This window comes from Niallia sp. RD1, assembly GCF_024219955.1.
Classification (GTDB): domain Bacteria; phylum Bacillota; class Bacilli; order Bacillales; family Cytobacillaceae; genus Niallia; species Niallia alba.
The window spans coordinates 1,687,066-1,706,045 of the sequence record NZ_CP100420.1 but is presented as its reverse complement, the minus strand read 5'-3'; the positions used below and the strand labels follow the sequence as shown (position 1 = coordinate 1,706,045).

Here is an 18,980-nt window from a genome sequence, read left to right as displayed (position 1 = left end):
CATCCTTCTTTCTTTAGGCTTATCCCCAATTATAGATACTCTTCTCGAACCTCAAGCTTTTTCAATACATGTAGTAACAATAAATAGCTTATCCCACTTACTAACACAGGCCATATAAACGCCCAAACCAAATTATTATAAATAGAAATCATTTGATCTTTTAATAGTAAGGCAATCCCACTGCTAACTCCTGCAAGAATAAATGGTAGCAACAATACTTTTACATAACTTTTCAGTTGGAGCCCTATCATTCTAGTTAATAGCATTCTTCCACCAATAAAATTAAGAATGCTTACCCCTACATATGCCCATGCCACTATTTCTAACTGATTACTCCGCACTGCGGCTAACAATGCTGCTCCGTAGCAAACCAGTACTCCTAAATCCCAATAAAATGCAATATTTGCCTTTCCCTTTGCTAAGATAATGCTGCCATTTGGATTCATAAGGACTCTTAATATTCCAACGATAATCATAATTTGTAAAATTGGAATGGCCTCGATCCATTGCTCTCCAAAAAATAAGGGGATAACCAAATCTGATACGGAATACAGACCTAATAATAACGGAAAAGAAACGATCGCTAATAATTTGGTCATGTGTAAATAACCTGTTTCTAATGCCTGATTATTATTTTTATCTTTCGCAAACACTGGAAACGCCACTCTCGTTATAATAGGATTTAACTTAAGAACTGGAATGGTCACTATTTGATAGACTAAATTATAGAGGCCTAATGCCTCCATCCCAATAAATCTCCCAATTAACAACATATCGATATTACTGCCTAGACGATTTACCAGTCTTGATAAAAGCTGATATATACCAAAAGAAAAAAATTCTTTACAGTCTTTTATATCTAACACAAAGCTTGGTTTCCACTTTGGAAGATAACAAATATAATAAAGAATTCCTTTCAGAGAATAGAGAGAAACCTGTGACCATACATACACATTTACTGGATTTTGTTTCGTCAAAAATAATAAGCCGATTAATAGACTAAAGCTAAAAATAGTTGATATTGTTTCTACTTTTCCTAATAGTTGAAAAGATAAGTCGCGCTGCATTAAATACTGTGATTGCTGACCGATTGGGGCAATCAAGAATAAGATCGATAAGAGACGAATTTTCCCCTCTAGCTCTTTCGTTTGAAAATAATCTGCAATAATAGGACTAGCTGCCTGCATAAAGAGACAGATAAGAATTCCTAGAAGAATATTTATCCAAAACAACGTAGACAATTGCCTAGCTGTTGCATGATGTTTCTGTATAACAGCTGCACCTAATCCTAACTCTACAAAAATTTGGGCAAAGATAGTAATCGTCGTTAACATTCCTATCATGCCAAATTCCTTTGCGCTCATTAAATTTCCCAGTATGATGAACTGTCCAATCTGCAATAAAGTAATGACTAATGTTGATATACTGGTCCACTTTGCTCCACTGTTAATTTGGCTCTTAATGGAGTCCAATTACCTTGCACCTTCTCCTGTTAACACTACCTTTATTGTCTTTAGTAAAATTTTCATTTCTAAAAAAAATGTTACGTTATTAATATATTGAAGATCGTATTTTAACTTTTCCTTTGGTGTAATATCATAGCCCCCATTTACCTGTGCTAATCCTGTTAATCCAGGTTTCACAAGCAGCCTGTTAGAGAACCCTTTTATTTCTTTGCTGAATTGCGCCGTAAAAGATGGTCTCTCTGGTCTAGGTCCTATAATGGACATATCACCTTTCAAAACAGAAAATAATTGTGGTAACTCGTCAATTCTTGTTTTTCTAATAAATGCACCTATTTTCGTAATACGTGGATCATTTACCTCTGCCCATTTTTCACCATCTTTTTCTGCATCTATTCTCATCGAACGCAATTTAATCAAATTAAAGCATTTGCCATTCTTTCCAACCCTGCTTTGAACATAGAAAGGGGAACCTGGCGAGTCTATGCGTATAAGAACAGCAAACAATAAAATCAACGGGAGAGTAATGACAATACCGATACTTGCTATAAAGAGATCCATCGTTCTTTTAATAAATGGATAAAAGGAACCTTTTTTAGAAGACTTAAGGTTATTTGCTTGTACAATTGATATCTCTTTTAAAATATGGATACTCCTGTTAGCCTGCATTTTTTTCACCTCAAAGTTTTATCTATCTGAGCTATGTACAAAATTAGTATATGGTTCCAATGTTAATAAATCGTTGAATCTATTTTAAGGAATGGTAAATGATTGTAAATTTCCCGTCTATTTTGGTATATATTGATGTGTTATTAGTTGGATTGGAAGATTTAACGAAATACAGAAGCATTGCTTGAGGTGGTGAAAATGGGGGAGTGAGTGGAAAAAGGACATCTTATAAAATGTAGATGGTTCGTCGATTACCTTCTTGGCTTCCTTTTTGGGTAAAAGTAGGGCACTGAAAAACTAGCTAGTTAATGATGATGGGCAATAGCCACTTTTTAAACATAAGATGATCGATTTGTTTACGAGGCTTGGCGCTACATTCCTGCGGTGTCTCGGACTTTCTCGCAGCTCCATAGGAGTCGAGCGGACGCCTCTCCAAACCAACCTTATTTTCACTTTCAAATATGCTTGCTCTTCATTTCGCACGAAAAAAAGACTTTTTCAGTGGCTTCGGGTAAAAGGGGTTTGAGACGAGCCTCTCTGTTACCCTTTCGCTCTTTTCCTCTTGCTCTCGGTCACAGAGGAAGCCTCTCTGTTACCTTTTCCTGCTAATTCTCTTGCTTACGGTTACTGAGGGCGCCCCTCTATTACCTTTTCCTGCTAATTCTCCTGCTCTCGGTCACTGAGGGAGCTTCTCTATTACCTTTTCCTACTAATTCTCTTGCTCTCGGTCACAGAGGCGCTTCTCTGTTACCTTTTCCTGCTCTTGCTCTTGGGCACAGAAGATACCTCTCTATTACCTTCCCAGCCTTCTTGATAATAAGGCCTTTGAGACGGGTTCACTTTCCCCATCCCTGCCTCCTCTCATTGAAAAAAGATTTTAACCTATAAATGAAAATAAGATTGCCTACCACCCTTCATCGGTTAATAGACAATCCTTACTCAATTTCGTTATCCTCTTAATAATACAGTGACCACTCCAATGAAAAATACCCCGCATAAACACCATGTATCTTGTTTCTTCCAATATACTCTTCTAAATGTAGATCGTTTTATTCCAGAATTGTATCCTTTAACGTCCATCATATTAGCCATATCCTCTGCTCTATTCAAAGAGCTCGCAAATAAAGGAAGAAAAATGGGGACTAATGTTTTCATTTGCTGGAATAAGGATCCCTCTCCAAACTCTGTCCCTCTTGCTCTTTGGGCATCCATCACCTTTTGTGTTTCATCTAGTAAATTAGGAATGAAGCGTAAGGAGATGGATAACATGATGCTAATATCATCTACAGGAACCTTTACTAAACGCAATGGAGTTAATAGTTTATTTATCCCATCCGTCAAATCAATTGGTTTGGTTGTTAATGTTAAAACCGTTGATAAAAATACAATCATGACAAAACGACTGAAAATAAATACTCCATTTATTAAACCATACTCTGAAATCGTAATTGGTCCCCATTCTACATATACATTACTGCCAGAAGTAAATAACACCTGTAACATTACTGTAAATAGAATGAGCCATATCATTGGTTTTACTCCCCGCACATAAGTATGAAAAGGAACTTGTGATAAGTGCATGATAAACAGAGTAATTAACCATAAAAACAAGTAGGCTAGCCAATTATTTGCTATAAATAGCATAGCTATAAGTAAAACGACTGAAATCATCTTTGCCCGAGCATCTAGTTGATGAAGCCATGATTCCCCTGGGAAATACCTTCCTAAAATTAATTTATTCATACTAATCCCACCGCAACCAAAGCATCTGCTAGTTCTTCCAACGTTAAACACACATTTGGTAGTTTTATTCCTGTTTCCTGTTCAATCCTTCTTTGATAATGTCGAGCCTGCGGTATTTCTAGCCCCCAACTCTCCAATAACTCTGTATCTGAAAAGATCTTTTTGGTTTTTTCATATTTTAAAATTTTTCCTTGATCCATTAAAATAACTCGATCTGCGTATAAAGCTACATCCTCCATATCATGCGTCACTAGAATGGTCGTTAAACCTTCTTGTTGATGCCAAGTAGAAATAAGAGACATTATCTCCTTTTTACCTTGCGGATCCAAGCCTGCACCTGGTTCGTCTAAGACAAGCACAGATGGCTCCATTGCTAGAATCCCCGCAATCGCTACTCTTCTTTTTTGCCCACCAGATAAGGAAAACGGTGATTTCGATAAAATAGACGGCTCTAAACCAACTAGGTCTATTACCTTTTTTGCCTTTTCTTTCGCTTCTTCTAATGGAACACCAAAATTAAGCGGTCCAAAGCAAATGTCCTTTTCGACTGTTTCAGCAAATAATTGGGACTCTGGAAATTGAAAAACCATCCCTACTTGTTTTCGTATCTTTCGGATAGCGTCTTTTTGGTTAGAAGACTTGATTACTGTATTCCCTACACGAATACTTCCTGTTGATGGTAGAAGCAAACCATTTAATGTCTTAAGTAAACTGGATTTCCCAGCACCCGTTCTCCCAATGAGCGCTGTAAAAGTTCCTGATTCAATTGTAAGATTTACGGAATTTAATACGTTTGGTTTGCGGATTGGTCCGATTTGATAATTTGCGGATACATCCTTTAATTCGATTTGCATATCCATAGCACCATTTCTTCTTCTGTCATGTATTTATCTGGAACCTTACGTTTTCTACTTTTCAATGCTTCTCTCAGTTTCTCTGCAAACGGCTTTTCTAGTGTTGAATCTGAAAAGAAGAGCTGTGAGGGGCTATCTACTGTTTTAATTCTCCCTCGCTCCATGACCATCACTTTGTCAGCATGTGCTGCTTCCTCCATGTCATGAGTAATAGATAGAATCGTCATTCCCTTGTTTGTTAATTTACGTATCGTAGCCATTAATTCCTTGCGGCTTCTTGGATCTAACATAACAAAGGCTTCATCCAATATGAGTACCTTTGGCTCTAATGCTAGCATTCCTGCAATCGCAACTCTTTGTTTTTGGCCGCCTGATAATTGAGAAGGATCGGCCATACGATAATCGAGCATATCTACATCTAATAATGCTTTATCCACTCTTTCTCGCATTTCTTCATAAGACATATTTATATTTTCCAGTCCGAAAGCAACATCATCTTCTACCGTTGTTCCAATAAATTGATTTTCTGGATTTTGAAAAATAATCCCAATATGCTCAAAACTTTGCTCTTTCTTTGTAACCGATCCATTCAACTTAATTTTTCCTTCATCTAATTGAAGCAATCCAACAAGCAAATTCGCTAAAGTTGATTTACCACTGCCATTATGGCCAATAAGCGCCGTCCATTCTCCCTCTCTTAACTGAAAGGAAACGTCCATTACATTGCCTCTATCCTGCCTTTTGTCATATCGAAAGCTTAATCCTTCCACTTCTAAAACAATTCCCAAACCAATCCCCCCTTATGGGAAAAGCACCAGTGTTTTGCTTATCCGTTATATTTTTATCTAATAATGAAAGACATCGCTAACGATACTACTAGAAATCCATTAACGATAATTAAATTTTTGACTGCTAAACTAAATGTTTTTGATTTAACTTGGATTTGGTTAAAAATCCGAATATGCTTATATACTGGTAATATCGCTATTAAACTAATTAATGCAATAGCTGGTAGTAGATGGAGAAATACAGAGATCAGTATCGCAACAAAGGATCCAGCATAAAGGCCATTATATAACCATAAAGAATATTTCTTTCCTAAATAAAATGGTAAAGTGAAACGATGGTTCTTTATATCGTCTTCCACATCACAAATATTATTTGCCAGCATTAGGTTTGCAATCGTAAACATACACGGTAAGGATACAATGATAATTTCTATTATTTTTATAATGTTCACTTGCAGCATAATCATTTCCTGTTCCCATACTAATGATGCAATACCATAATCAAATGCGTTTACATACACTGTTAGAAAGACGATTCCAACTCCCATTGTTACGCCAGAAAATAATTCTCCTAAAGGCATTCTTGATAAAGGAATTGGTCCAAAGGTATACAAGATGCCAATACAAAAACATATAAAACCAATCAAAAGCACCAATAATCCCGTTTCCACTGTGAGCCAAACGCCTAATCCCGTCGCTGTTAAAAAGAGTGTTAAAATCGTTGCGATAACCGTACTTTCTTTTATTCCCTCTTGCCCAATCACGTTTTTTTCTTTCCTGTATTCATCACTATTTGCTTTTCGATAATCCATATAATTATTAATGGCTGTTGTTGTTAAATCAAAGATTAACATGGAGCTAAAAAATATAAGCGTGTTTTTCCAATGGAGTGCTTCATAACGGTATAATACGAATAATATTCCGATAAAAAATGGGAATATACTAGCTATTTTTGTTTGTATTTCTACTAACTTTAAAAATGAACGAATCGACATTCCTAATGACCCCTTTCTTCCTTATTAATTTGCTAATTTAAATTTCTCATTCGTTAATGTAAATTTACCTTTTAGTCCTGATGTTAAGTAAACTTCTTTATCTTTGGTTACAAAAATGGCTTCCATTCCATCCATTTGTTCTACTGCTTTTAACCCTTCTTCTACCCCTTTTATAAATATTGTTGTAGAGTATCCGTCTCCATCGAATGACTTATCGGAAACAATCGTTATACCAGCAACATCATTATTGACAGAGTAGCCAGTTTTGGGACTAAGAATATGGTGGTATTTCACTCCATCTACCTCTAAATACCGTTCATATATCCCAGATGTAACAATAGAAGTATTGCTTTCTTCCATTTTCCCTACCATTTCGCCCCTATCGGAAAAAGGATCCTGAACCCCAACTTCCCAAGGTTTTCCGGAAGGATTCATTCCTTTTACATAAATGTTTCCGCCTAAATCAACAATGGCAGATTTCACACCATTATCGTTTAATACTTTAACAACTTCGTCTGTTATAAACCCTTTTGCTATTCCTCCTAAATCCAACATCATTCCTTGTTCCGGCAAATATATTGTTTGGTTTTCTTCATTTAATTCTATCTTTGAATAGTTAATAAAAGGGAGAACGGCATCAATTTCTGATTGCGTTGGCTTTTTCTCATCTGGAAATCCAATATGCCACAAATTAGTTAACGGACCAATTGTTATATCAAAGTCCCCTCCTGAGTAACCACTATATTCTTTTCCTGCTTTCACTAAACGGTAGATATCATCTGGTACTTGAAGTGGCTTACGACCAGCATTTTCATTTATTTCATCCACAATAGAGCCCTCTTCGTTCACCGTGATTTGGCTTGCTAATAACTCTATTCGATCAAACACTTGATCTAATACGGCTTCCTTGTCCTTATCATAGATTTTAATCGTAACTACTGTTCCCATTAAAAATTCCGTTCTTTTATATGGGGTACTAGTTACTCCTGCATCAGATTCCTTTTGCTTGCCACAGCCTACTAATAAAAGGAGGGAAAGAAAAAGGATCACCGCCATTTTAAATTTATTCATTCAAATCATCCCTTCTATGAATATCACATTATGGTTGTTTTATTTTTTTCTATAATCCATATAATTTGTTATTATTTTCACAATGTGAATTTTTTCACATTTATAACACCGTCATTTTATCATTGCTTTCTGCCACTGTCTATCGACTTTTTAGTGGACAAAAGCCTATAAAACAGCCGATTTACGGATTAACCATTGTCTTAATAGTGTTTATCAGCACCTTCTTAAAATATGGAGAATTTATGACAAAAATACTCTGTTTATAAATGTTTCGAAAATGTGAACAATCGAAATTTTAAATTGTATACATTCTATGAAGTCCATAGACAGATATAAACCACATTGTTATATTAGTATTGTTCAAAACTTCACAAAAAAGTAATTAACTATTATGGGAGTGAATAGGAAGAATGGACAAAAAAATATTGTCATAATCGGAGCAGGTTATGCAGGCGTTCATGCCGCAAAAAAACTTGCTAAAAAGTATAAAAAAGATGATTCAGTTTCCATTACACTTATAGATAGACATTCCTATCATACAATGATGACTGAATTACATGAGGTTGCTGCACATAGAGTAGAGCCGGATGCTATTCAATTTGATTTACGCCGTTTATTTAATCGCACAAAGGTTAAATTAGTTACAGACAACGTTAAGCATGTTGATTATCAAAGCAAAGTAGTTACAACAGAGCACGGTCAATTTTCTTTTGATTATCTAATCTTAGGAATGGGTGGCGAACCAAATGATTTTGGAACACCTGGAGTACAAGAAAATGGCTTTACCCTTTGGTCTTGGGAAGATGCTGTTAGATTAAGAGAACATATTGAAAAGATCGTTCGTAAAGCGGCTACTGTTCACGATGAAGCTACAAGAAAAGCCATGCTGACCTTTACTGTCTGTGGTTCTGGGTTCACGGGAATCGAAATGGTTGGGGAACTTATTGAATGGAAAGAACGATTAGCGAAAGACTATAAACTAGATGCAGATGATATTACTTTATATGTTGTAGAAGCTGCTCCTACTATATTAAATATGCTAGAACGCAGAGATGCTGATAAAGCAGAAAGCTATATGGTGAAGCAAGGAGTTAAAATCTTAAAAAGCGCTCCAATTGTTGAAGTCAAAGAAGATGCTATCGTACTAAAATCCGGCGAAGAGCTACCGACTTATACACTTATTTGGACAGCGGGTGTTCGCGCAAACTCTGATACAAAAGATTACGGCATGTCAGCTGGAAGAGCAGGTCGCTTAAAAGTAAATGCTCATATGGAATCTGAAGACTATAAAGATGTTTATGTAGTTGGTGACTTAGCATATTTTGAAGAAGAGCCTGGAAAGCCTACTCCACAAATTGTTGAGGCTGCTGAACAAACTGCTATGACTGCAGCTAAAAATATTATTGCAGAAATTAGCGGTGGTGAAAAGGAAGAATATGTAGGAAAGTACCATGGTGTTATGGTTTCCATCGGAGCAAGATACGGTGTTGCTAATTTAAGTGGTGTTCATCTAAGCGGTTGGTTTGCAAACTTCATGAAGCATATGGTTAATCTATATTATTTCTTTGGTATCAGAAGTGGCTATTATATGTACCAATATGTAATGCATGAGTTTTTCCATACAAAAGATAAGCGTAATATCTTCCGCGATTTCTTAACACGCTATGGCAATGTCCTTTGGAGCTTACCTTTACGCGTATTTGTTGCAGGTTTCTGGATAATAGAAGCATGTGCGAAGCTATGGGGAGAATCAACATGGAAAGATTCTATTTCCAGCTGGTCAAAGGTTCCAAACCTATTCAATGGTCTTGGTGAAGATTCTTGGTTAACTGCTACAAGTGTTAAAATGCCTTTTGAATGGTTACAAACTGCTACAAGTGGTGCTAGTGAAGCGGCAACTTCTACTGATTTTGCAACACCAATTTTAAGTAAAATGCCATTCTGGTTTGAGTGGATTATGAAAATCATGCTTCCAACACCAGAAGTTGCGCTATTTATGCAAAAAATGATGATCTTTATTGAGTTAGCAATCGGATTAGCAATTCTTGCAGGTTTATTCACATGGTTAGCAAATGCTGCAAGTGCTGCATTCTTAGTAATGTTCACTTTATGTGCAATGCTTGGATGGGATAAAGTATGGGCATTACCAGCATCTATCGCTTTAATGAATGGATCTGGTCGTACATTTGGATTAGACTACTGGGTTGTTCCTTTCCTTCAAAGAAAATTGGGCGACTGGTGGTACGGAAAAGAACGAGCGATATATAAAGACTATAAATAATTGACAATATGCTAGAAACATAGGGAATACAATGTTCTCCATGTTTCTAGCAATCCTTTGAATCAGTAAAGGAGAAAAAAGAATCTATTGGATTTTATTCTTTAACCGTTTTATAAACCTTAAGCTTTTAAACCAGTAGGTTGCTTTCCGCGGGAGTCTCGCATATCAGCTCCAATCAACCTGTTTAACAATAGGGTAAGTTATAGAATAATGAATCTGCAAATATCTATTCTTTTTTGTCCTGTACTGATTAATAGGTATCAGTATTTGTTTAACCTACAATCAACTTATTTATAGGAATAATTATATTCGCAAGAATGGAAGTTGAGAAGATGACGAAAAATCAACGCCTTGTATATATAGCACTACTTGCATCTCAAGCGGTAATTATAAGCTTATTGGAACGGGCTATCCCTTTTCCCTTTGCATTTGCTCCAGGAGCAAAACTTGGATTAGCAAATATTATCACATGCTTGGCGTTATATACACTTCCTACAAAAGATGCCTTTAAAGTAGTCGCAATTAGACTTTGCTTGGCAACATTATTAGGAGGAACGCTTTCTACTTTTATGTATAGTGCTAGTGGAGCTATCTTAAGCTTTATCGGCATGTGGGGTGTGAAGCAACTAGGGACAAAACGAATTAGCTTAATCGGTGTAAGTACCACCGGAGCAATTCTTCATAATATTGGACAATTAGCCGTTGCAGGTTTTGTGGCACAAACATGGACTGTATTCTTATATTTACCTGTTCTATCCTTTATCGGGATCTTATCGGGAATAGCCATAGGAATACTAGCCAACTATTTAATCACACATGTAGAAAAACTACAATATTATCGAGATTTATCGGAAATAAACGAATCTAGTAATGAAAGAGGTTAGACTATGCGTGTACATCAAATGTGGGATACGTATCCAGAATTAAAAAATGACTTGTCTAAAGTACTTCAATTAATTAAAAGTAATATTCGTGTTCGTGATAAAGTAGTTGAAAAGACGATTAAGGATTTAATCTATTCCGGCGGCAAGCTACTTAGACCTGCCTACTCCCTGCTTTGTTCACAAATAGGTCCTTCAAAAGATAAAGGTCGTGCGGTTGCTGTGGCAGCGGCATTGGAAACATTGCATATGGCAACACTCATCCATGACGATGTCATTGATGAATCACCAACACGACATAACATTCCAACTATCCATGCTCATAACGGGAATAAGTTTGCCATCTATGCAGGTGACTATCTATTCTGTGTTTGTTTTACAATTTTATCTAAGCACGCAACATCTCTTTCCCATTTAGAATTCAATGCCCGCAGCATGGAAAAAATCTTAAGCGGAGAGCTAGATCAATTAAATGCTCGTTATCAATCTACTGTTACTGTTAAAAATTATTTAACAAGAATCTCCGGAAAAACAGCTCAGCTTTTTGCCGTAAGCTGCTATTCCGGCGCAATCGAGAGTGAAGCAAGCAGACCACTCGCTATGAACGCTTGGAATATGGGACATTATATTGGCATGGCTTTTCAAATAATGGATGATATTCTAGATTATAAAGGAGATTCTCAAACATTAGGAAAGCCTGTAATGGCAGATATTAAGCAAGGTCATTACAATTTGCCACTTATCTATGCAATCCAAGCAAACCCTAAAGAGCTTATCCCTCTTTTAGATAAAAAAGATGCTTTGACTGACGAGGATATGCAGCTAATTTCTGAGCTTATAACTAAATACAAAGGAGTTGAAAAAGCAGAACTCCTTGCGAAAAAGTATACGGAAAAAGCCATCAAACAACTAAGTAAATTACCTGAAGGAGATTACAAAAACCATCTTTATGAAATTACTACTAGCTTATTAAAAAGGAAGGTTTAATGTGCTCTTTACCATAATCCGAACCCAGCCATTGCAAGCCAATCGGCATGATGGGTTCGGATTTTGCTTATCAGCTCTCTTCTTTTTTATATTTATCTTTAAACTCCCAAAAGCCTGGAACACTATTTAAGTCATATTGGTAGGCAGATTGTATTAACATTATTTTTAGCTCTTGAGAAAGATCTGCCATATCATTAGGATTTGTTCTTTTCATTAATTTATTGACCTTTGGCTCAAACAGTTGAATTAATTCATTTAGTACTTCTGGATCTGCCTTGGCCCTTTTCACCATCGTGTACATATCTGTCATTTGGCATTTTCCTTTCGTTGATCTTGATCAATTTTCTTCCATTCCTTAAGAAGTTCATCCATTTTTTTGTCTAATCGAAGTAGAACAAATAATGATAAAGTTAGCGGAAAACCAAAATTACTGATCATCGTCATCCATTGAGTCATGTCTATTAATTCCATCTTCCTTCCTCCCTTTGTTCGTAAATGTAAGAATACGCTTTAAAGCTGTTTTTCTCGTTTTCGACACATATTGCTGGGACGTACTAAGTATTCGGGCAATTTCTGTATCCGATAATATATAAAGGTAAGCATAGGTAAGAATCGTTCGTTGTGATAAGGTCAGGCCAAGAATGGCTGAATATATCGTTTCATCTGAAATATATTCCTCCATCCCAGAACGTAAATCTTCTTTCTCCACTATCCATTCTATTTCTGCCTCCCTATCATTTAGAGGCATGTCCCTCTCTCCTCCTTCTTCCTTTTCAGTCAGTATTAAAGGAAACCTTTTCTGATATGTCGTTACATTTTTATTAAAATTAATGGTGCTATACTCCATCGAAGAAGTGATATAAGAAATAAACCGAATAGTAAAGAAATGTTTTTTAAAGGCTTTATCCACTTTTTCCTTATTTTCCTTTGTCGGACATTCGATCGCTTTTTTTAACAGATGAACATTTACCTTTTTTTGCAAAAAACTCCTTACAATTGGATTGCTTAATAATGATTTGTTTTCCTCTAAAAACGTGGTATATGCTTCTGACTGTGAAGAACGCCATTCCTTCATATTTTAAACCTCCTAAAAGGAACATATGTTCTGTTTTTGTTGTAAAAAAAGGGACTAATCAATATTAGCCTCTTTTTGACTAGATAGGTTATTTTTACCTCCTTCTATTTATATAAAGAAAGGTTCGACGCAAAAATAACAACCACTTGTCCTAAATTCATTTAATCGTTTACAGACAACTTTATATCAAAGATAGCATTGTCTGTATTTTCTTCCAATACGACAAAAGTCCAGTTTTTTGCTATTATCTTCGTAAATTGCTGAAAAGATTCTTTCGATAAAGTTATTGTCCCGAGTATTTCTCCGCGGTCCTCATAATCTCTTCCTTCCACTAATTGATATTTCAATAATAAAAGCCTCTTTAGTGCTCCTTTAGTTAAAAAGGTTATTTCATAATCATCTGAAATGATCGCTTTTACTCCTTCTCTATTTTCTTTATAATAGGAGAAAAGCGTTTCCCAATCCGGCAACCCATTCCCACAATTTTCAAAAAAAACAAAATCATCCGTTTCGAGGGCTTGGATAATCTCTTCTTCCATAAATCCTTTTTCTTTCACTTGTTCCAACATAATTGCAAAATTGAGTGCTACTCTAATCACTAAAATCCTACTCCCTTCGAGTTTCCTATTGATTTCATTACATGAAAAAGATAAAGTGAAACTTCCATCAGTGAGGGTTTTCCTTTATCCCCACTGATGGTTAGTTGAACCAATCGAGCCTTTAATCTCCCACCTATACCTATCGAGGGCACTGAAAAACTGGCTAGTTAATGATGATGCGCAATAGCCACTTTTTAAACATAAGATGATGGATTTGTTTTCACTTTCAAATATGCTTGCTCTTAATTTCGTACGAAAAAAAGACTTTTCAGTGGTCTCATACCTATCTTCATTGAATTCTTAAAGCTTACGATTGACTCTTACTGTCCGTTGAAAATGGGATAAATCGGTAGAAATACTTCCAGTAAACAGCTTTCTTTTGCCATTGTCTGAATAGTTTAAGTATAATCTATTTTGAAAGGAGTTAGGAGAATGATTACACAAAATCCATTTGTTCCATTTAGTGTTGCGATGGTTACCCCTTTTGATCAAAAAGAGAGGCTGTCGCTTAGTGGTATCTATTCATTAATAGATTACTATAAACAGAACCATGTCCCAGCTCTTCTTATTAGTGGTTCTACGGGAGAACAACATTCAATGACAATTGAAGAACGACAGATTCTCTATCAGGAAGCAAAGTCAGCGGGGAAGGATAGTCTTCTCCTCATTGGTGGAGTTGCTGCCGTAAGAACAACAGATGCCATACGATTAGCGGAAGCTGCTCAAAGAGAAAAATTGGATGGAATTATGCTTGGATTTCCTCCCTATTTACGTATGAGTCAGCTAGAAGCAGCAGCTTATGTGAAAAGAGTTTGTGCTGTTACTGATTTACCTATTATGCTCTATAACAATCCACCCCGGACTGGATTTAACCTAGAATTAAATACCCTATATCATTTAGTAGAGAAGTATCCTCAGATTAAAGCTTTAAAGGAGGCAGGAAATCCTAGCAATGCTCCGATAGTCAAAAGGGAGCTTGGCTCTTCCTTCTCTGTTTTAACAGGATTTGATTTACTTCTTTTGGATAATATGCGAAATGGATATGATGGAATTACTAGTATAATAGGAAATGTTTTTCCAAAAGAAATGCAACAAATTGTTGAATTGATAAAACGGGAAGAATGGGTATTCGCAGAAGAACAATTCAACAAATTACGCCCAACCGTACATACAATCTTAGAACTTGGAGCATTGCGAGCTATAAAATATGTCCTAACGGAAAACAATATAGAAGCTGGAATTTGCAGAGAGCCATTATCTCCTTTGAGTAAACAAGAAAAGAAAATAGTAATGGCTGTTTGGCAAAATCGAGAAGTACTATGAGAAAAAATGCTGACTTATTCTGAGGACACTGAAAAACTGGCTAGATAATGATGATGGGCAATAGCCACTTTTTAAATATAAGATGATGGATTTGTTTTCCGAGGCGTCCGCTCGCTTTCCATGGGGCGAGCGGACGCCTCTCCAAACCAACCTTTTTTTACTTTCAAACATGCTTGGTCTTCATTTCGTTCGAAAAAAAGACTTTTTCAGTGGTCTCCTTATTCTGCTCTTTTTTACTTTACTGTTTTTTGGGTAGTATAGAGTATCTTAACTTTTAATTGGGTTCATCAGGAGCATTGCAACAACATGCTTTACAAGGAACCGATTTTTTCCAATCAACAGACAAGCATATCATTTGGCACTTTCCCTCTCTCTGTTTTAATCTAAAATAGACAATAATCCACCTTTTTGTGGAATTAAGGAGATGATTTTGCATGAAAATTACTTATCATGGTCAATCCGCGATTGAAATTAGTACAGAAGGAAAATCATTCATTATTGATCCGTTTATTAGCGGAAACCCTTCAGCCACAACAAAAGTGGAGGAAGTGAAAGTAGACGCTGTTCTATTGACCCATGCACATATGGATCATATTCTCGATGCCGCACCAATTGCAAAAGCAAATAATGCCCCAGTTGTCGCTAATCCTGAGTTAGCTGCCTATATGGCCTGGAAAGGTGTCGAAACAATTGGTATGAATATCGGAGGAACAGTCGATTTAGGATTCGCTAAAGCGAAAATGACACATGCATTCCACAGCTCTGGGATTATTGACGAAGAAAATAAAAATATCTTGTATGGCGGAATGCCAGCTGGATATATCATTGAAGCAGAAGGAAAAGTGTTACACCATGCTGGAGACACTGGACTTTTTAGCGATATGAAGATGATTGGTGATAGGCATCATTTAGACGTCGTGTTTCTACCAATCGGAGACCATTATACAATGGGACCAGAGGATGCGCTACAAGCAGCCGAATGGTATCAAGCCAAATTAGTTATTCCTATCCATTACAATACATTCCCTGCTATCGAGCAAGACGCTAAGGCGTTTGTGAATAAACTAGAAGAGCTCGGTTTAAAAGGAAAAGTATTAGAACTGGGTGAGACATTCGAATTATAATAAAAAAACTAACCATCAGTGGAGGGTCCTTATCCCCGCTTATGGTTAGTTTCCACTTATCCTTCACAAACTCCCACATACTAAGTCTGTCGACACCTATACGCTATCTTCAATATTAGTAAGCAGTCCAGCCACCATCTGCCGTAATGACTGTTCCATTTAAGAAGCTTGAATCATCCGATGCTAAAAACAAGGCAACCTTTGCAATTTCTTCTGCACTACCAGCTCTTGGGTTTATAGCCATACCTAGTTGCTGTTTTGCCGCGCCATATTGATTGATATTTGTCATCGAAGCACCAATATTTGTGATAACTGCTCCTGGAGCAATCGCATTACATCTAATCCCTTTATCTGCATACATAAAACCAGTATTTTTCGTAAAACCAACAACCGCATGCTTACTAGCCGTATAGGCTGCACCTGCACGAGCGCCATATAATCCTCCAGCAGAAGCGATATTTACTATGATGCCACCTTGTTGCTCTAAAAATAGTGGCAATACTTTTCTAGTAGAACGCATGACACTCGTTGTATTAACAGCAAAGATTCTATCCCATATTTTATCCTCAATATCCGCTGCTGGCTCCATATTGTCCATAATCCCAGCATTATTCACTAATATATCTACTTTTCCAAAAGTATCAATGGTTTTATCAATCAACTGCTGAATATCGTCTTCTAACGCTACATTTGTTTTTAATGCAACTGCATTGCCACCATTATTTTTAATTTCTTGAACTGTAGCCTCTGCGCCTTCTAAATTCAAATCAGAAACAACAACACTCGCTCCTTCTTTTGCATAAATGAGAGCAATCTCTCTCCCCATCCCAGATGCTGCACCTGTAATTACTGCAACCTTGTCTTGTAATTTCATTTTTAAATCCACTCCCTCTATTGAAATCGCTAGCAATACTAATTGAATTATTTAACGTATTCACTACTCTTATAGTATAATTTTATTAAAATAACTTATTCAATCAGCAAAAAAAGAAGATATGTATCTTATTGAACAAACGAGTAGGATTTTGTTTTATTACTCAAATTCTTTGAAGTAGTAGGGAGGTTTATGTGATGAAGACCAACGAAACTAACTCTGATAGAAGAGTGAAAAAATCAAAAAAAGCATTAAAAAACGCCCTTATCACTTTAATGGATCAAAAGGATTTTAAAGATATCACCATAACAAATATTGTCGAGCATGCAGATGTTAATCGCGGAACTTTTTATCGCCATTACCAGTACAAAGAAGATTTACTAGAGGATCTAACAAATGATGTTCTATCAGATCTAATTTGGGCCTATCGCTTTCCCTATGTTCATCTAGAAACCTTTGATATATCCTACATTAACAGCTAAATCAATTAAAATATTTGAACATGTGCAAAGGCATGCCTTGTTTTATAAGTTAGTCTTCTCTTCTGATTTCCTGTACGATTATCGATTACGTATCTATCAAACGTTAAAAAAAGTAAATAATGAAGATTTTGAGTATGCCCTAATAGATCCAAAAATTAACCGAAACCTTCATATCAGTTATCAAGCCAATGCAATTGTTGGCTTGATCATGGAATGGGTCAAGGAGGACTTTTGTTATCCTTCTGAATATATGGCAGAACAATTATTAGCATTTATTAATACGACTAATTCTCCTCCATCCAAAATTAAAATATTAAGCTAATTTTTCTTAGCTTAGCCTATAAAAAAGAAGGTTGGTATGAGCTACATTTTTGGCATATCCAGCCTAATTTCTGTTTTATGAGCTAAGCTTGCTTGTGTATCAGCCAACTCTGCTTAGATATCAGCCAAACTTTCAATTTATCAGCCAACTCTGCTTAGATATCAGCCAAACTTTCAATTTTTCAGCCAACTCTGCTTAGATATCAGCCAAACTTTCGATTTATCAGCCAACTCTGCTTAGATATCAGCCAAACTTTCGATTTATCAGCCAACTCTGCTTGAATATCAGCCAAACTTTCAATTTATCAGCCAAAGCGCCTTCTCCCAACAACACAGACAAAAAAGAACTGCCCTCGAAGGACAGCCCTTATCATTACATTACTTTTCTTTCTTCTTCCCATTGAGCAATTTCTTTCACTCTTGCTTCTACTTGCTCTGGTGTAAGACCATTGTGTTTTACATAGAAGTTTCTTGGATGTGTGCGGCACTCATGGCTACAGCTTCTCATATACTTTTCTTCATTTTCTTCACTGCATAACATTTTACGGTTACACTCTGGATTTGCACAGTTTACATATCTTTCACATGGCTCTCCTGTAAAGAAGTCACGTCCAACAATCACATGTTCTTTTTGATTGACTGGCACACTGATTCTTTGGTCAAACACATAGCATTGACCATCCCAAAGTTCGCCTTGTACTTCTGGATCTTTTCCGTAAGTTACAATTCCACCATCTAATTGACTTACATCTTCAAAGCCCTCTTTTAGTAACCAGCCAGAGAATTTTTCACATCTTACCCCACCAGTACAGTAAGTAAGAATTTTTTTGCCCTCTAGCATGTCTTTATTTTCTTTAATCCATTGCGGTAATTCTCTAAATGTTTCAATCTCTGGCTTAATAGCGCCTCTGAAATGACCAAGATCAAATTCATAGTCATTACGAGCGTCAATCACAATTGCGTTAGGATCTTGCATTTCCTTATAAAATTCTGTTGGCTTTAAATGCTTACCAGTTATCTCAAGTGGATCTACATCATCTTCTAAGCTTAAATTAACTAATTCTTTTTTATGACGCACATGCATTTTCTTAAAAGCATGACCATCCGCTTCATCGATTTTAAAAATAGTATCGCTAAAACGCGGATCCTGTCTCATTGCTTCTATATACTTGTCTGTTTGCTCTACCGTACCAGAAACCGTTCCATTGATCCCTTCATGCGAAATAAGAATACGACCTAGTAATCCTAACTCTTTACAAAGGGCTAAATGCTCTTTTGTGAACTCTTCTGGATTATCAATTGGTACATATTTATAATAAAGTAAAACTCTATATTCACTCATTTTTCAACACCCTATTCTAAACAATTTATCAATCTATACTTAACTATACAATAAAAGTGACAACAGTAAAAACTCATTGCTCCTATTTATTCATTAGGATTCCAACAA

Annotated in this window: 20 protein-coding genes; 7 read left to right on the top strand and 13 right to left on the bottom strand. The window is 36.2% G+C overall.

Annotation, left to right across the window (positions count from 1 at the left end):
* Window positions 1–29 precede the first annotated feature (29 nt).
* The 7 genes from NKG37_RS08125 to NKG37_RS08095 form a co-directional block, all read right to left on the bottom strand.
* Entirely contained in the window at window positions 30–1,472 is a 1,443-nt protein-coding gene (locus tag NKG37_RS08125) for a teichuronic acid biosynthesis protein TuaB (protein WP_254416056.1), read from the bottom strand.
* Window positions 1,473–2,132 carry a sugar transferase gene (locus tag NKG37_RS08120; protein WP_016201331.1) on the bottom strand — a complete coding sequence of 220 codons (660 nt, stop codon included), beginning with the start codon at window positions 2,130–2,132 and terminating at the stop codon, window positions 1,473–1,475.
* Window positions 2,133–3,080: 948 nt separating this feature from the next.
* Window positions 3,081–3,875: an energy-coupling factor transporter transmembrane component T family protein gene (locus tag NKG37_RS08115; RefSeq protein ID WP_101729074.1), complete on the bottom strand. Its 795-nt coding sequence runs from the start codon at window positions 3,873–3,875 to the stop codon at window positions 3,081–3,083.
* The gene (locus tag NKG37_RS08110) at window positions 3,872–4,735 is read right to left on the bottom strand and encodes an energy-coupling factor transporter ATPase (protein ID WP_205835560.1); all 864 of its coding nucleotides are present in this window, start codon (window positions 4,733–4,735) and stop codon (window positions 3,872–3,874) included. The genes NKG37_RS08115 and NKG37_RS08110 overlap by 4 nt, the downstream gene beginning before the upstream one ends.
* Window positions 4,714–5,517, bottom strand: a complete 804-nt coding sequence (locus NKG37_RS08105; protein ID WP_254416055.1) for an energy-coupling factor transporter ATPase — start codon at window positions 5,515–5,517, stop codon at window positions 4,714–4,716. The genes NKG37_RS08110 and NKG37_RS08105 overlap by 22 nt, the downstream gene beginning before the upstream one ends.
* Window positions 5,518–5,570: 53 nt before the next feature.
* Window positions 5,571–6,512: a 1,4-dihydroxy-2-naphthoate polyprenyltransferase gene (gene menA, locus NKG37_RS08100; protein ID WP_016201335.1), complete on the bottom strand. Its 942-nt coding sequence runs from the start codon at window positions 6,510–6,512 to the stop codon at window positions 5,571–5,573.
* A gap of 24 nt (window positions 6,513–6,536) precedes the next feature.
* The gene (locus tag NKG37_RS08095) at window positions 6,537–7,583 is read right to left on the bottom strand and encodes an FAD:protein FMN transferase (RefSeq protein ID WP_169187699.1); all 1,047 of its coding nucleotides are present in this window, start codon (window positions 7,581–7,583) and stop codon (window positions 6,537–6,539) included.
* A gap of 397 nt (window positions 7,584–7,980) precedes the next feature.
* On the opposite strand from NKG37_RS08095, the gene NKG37_RS08090 reads away from it, so the two are divergent.
* The 3 genes from NKG37_RS08090 to NKG37_RS08080 all read left to right on the top strand — a co-directional run bounded on the left by NKG37_RS08090 (window position 7,981) and on the right by NKG37_RS08080 (window position 11,732).
* Window positions 7,981–9,864 carry an FAD-dependent oxidoreductase gene (locus NKG37_RS08090; RefSeq protein ID WP_254416054.1) on the top strand — a complete coding sequence of 628 codons (1,884 nt, stop codon included), beginning with the start codon at window positions 7,981–7,983 and terminating at the stop codon, window positions 9,862–9,864.
* 332 nt (window positions 9,865–10,196) lie between these two features.
* Window positions 10,197–10,748 (top strand): Gx transporter family protein, encoded by a 552-nt coding sequence (locus NKG37_RS08085; protein WP_254416053.1) that lies wholly within the window; start codon window positions 10,197–10,199, stop codon window positions 10,746–10,748.
* A 3-nt stretch (window positions 10,749–10,751) separates the two neighbouring features.
* Window positions 10,752–11,732, top strand: coding sequence for a polyprenyl synthetase family protein (locus tag NKG37_RS08080; RefSeq protein WP_101729077.1), 981 nt, complete (start codon window positions 10,752–10,754; stop codon window positions 11,730–11,732).
* A gap of 70 nt (window positions 11,733–11,802) precedes the next feature.
* On the opposite strand, the gene NKG37_RS08075 is transcribed toward NKG37_RS08080, so the two are convergent.
* The 4 genes from NKG37_RS08075 to NKG37_RS08060 form a co-directional block, all read right to left on the bottom strand.
* Window positions 11,803–12,042, bottom strand: coding sequence for a hypothetical protein (locus tag NKG37_RS08075; RefSeq protein ID WP_016201340.1), 240 nt, complete (start codon window positions 12,040–12,042; stop codon window positions 11,803–11,805).
* Window positions 12,039–12,203 (bottom strand): YvrJ family protein, encoded by a 165-nt coding sequence (locus NKG37_RS08070; protein ID WP_016201341.1) that lies wholly within the window; start codon window positions 12,201–12,203, stop codon window positions 12,039–12,041. The genes NKG37_RS08075 and NKG37_RS08070 overlap by 4 nt, the downstream gene beginning before the upstream one ends.
* Window positions 12,160–12,807, bottom strand: coding sequence for a sigma-70 RNA polymerase sigma factor region 4 domain-containing protein (locus NKG37_RS08065; protein WP_016201342.1), 648 nt, complete (start codon window positions 12,805–12,807; stop codon window positions 12,160–12,162). The genes NKG37_RS08070 and NKG37_RS08065 overlap by 44 nt, the downstream gene beginning before the upstream one ends.
* A gap of 161 nt (window positions 12,808–12,968) precedes the next feature.
* A complete protein-coding gene (locus tag NKG37_RS08060) occupies window positions 12,969–13,406 on the bottom strand; it encodes a hypothetical protein (protein WP_016201343.1) in 438 nt (145 codons plus the stop codon).
* 432 nt (window positions 13,407–13,838) lie between these two features.
* On the opposite strand from NKG37_RS08060, the gene NKG37_RS08055 reads away from it, so the two are divergent.
* Together NKG37_RS08055 and NKG37_RS08050 are read left to right on the top strand one after the other, a co-directional pair.
* Window positions 13,839–14,729, top strand: coding sequence for a dihydrodipicolinate synthase family protein (locus NKG37_RS08055; RefSeq protein WP_101729078.1), 891 nt, complete (start codon window positions 13,839–13,841; stop codon window positions 14,727–14,729).
* Between the two features lie 434 nt (window positions 14,730–15,163).
* On the top strand, window positions 15,164–15,853 hold the full coding sequence (locus tag NKG37_RS08050) for a metal-dependent hydrolase (protein ID WP_169187695.1): 690 nt from the start codon (window positions 15,164–15,166) through the stop codon (window positions 15,851–15,853).
* Window positions 15,854–15,968: 115 nt separating this feature from the next.
* Here the strand turns inward: NKG37_RS08050 and NKG37_RS08045 are convergent, their stop codons facing one another.
* Complete coding sequence (locus NKG37_RS08045) at window positions 15,969–16,727, bottom strand: SDR family oxidoreductase (RefSeq protein ID WP_101729080.1); 759 nt, start codon at window positions 16,725–16,727, stop codon at window positions 15,969–15,971.
* 197 nt (window positions 16,728–16,924) lie between these two features.
* On the opposite strand from NKG37_RS08045, the gene NKG37_RS08040 reads away from it, so the two are divergent.
* The gene (locus NKG37_RS08040) at window positions 16,925–17,209 is read left to right on the top strand and encodes a TetR/AcrR family transcriptional regulator (protein WP_169187694.1); all 285 of its coding nucleotides are present in this window, start codon (window positions 16,925–16,927) and stop codon (window positions 17,207–17,209) included.
* Complete coding sequence (locus NKG37_RS08035) at window positions 17,184–17,531, top strand: TetR-like C-terminal domain-containing protein (RefSeq protein ID WP_169187693.1); 348 nt, start codon at window positions 17,184–17,186, stop codon at window positions 17,529–17,531. The genes NKG37_RS08040 and NKG37_RS08035 overlap by 26 nt, the downstream gene beginning before the upstream one ends.
* A gap of 372 nt (window positions 17,532–17,903) precedes the next feature.
* Here NKG37_RS08035 and NKG37_RS08030 read toward each other — a convergent pair whose 3' ends face one another.
* The gene (locus tag NKG37_RS08030) at window positions 17,904–18,872 is read right to left on the bottom strand and encodes an oxygen-dependent tRNA uridine(34) hydroxylase TrhO (protein ID WP_169187692.1); all 969 of its coding nucleotides are present in this window, start codon (window positions 18,870–18,872) and stop codon (window positions 17,904–17,906) included.
* Window positions 18,873–18,980: the final 108 nt, after the last annotated feature.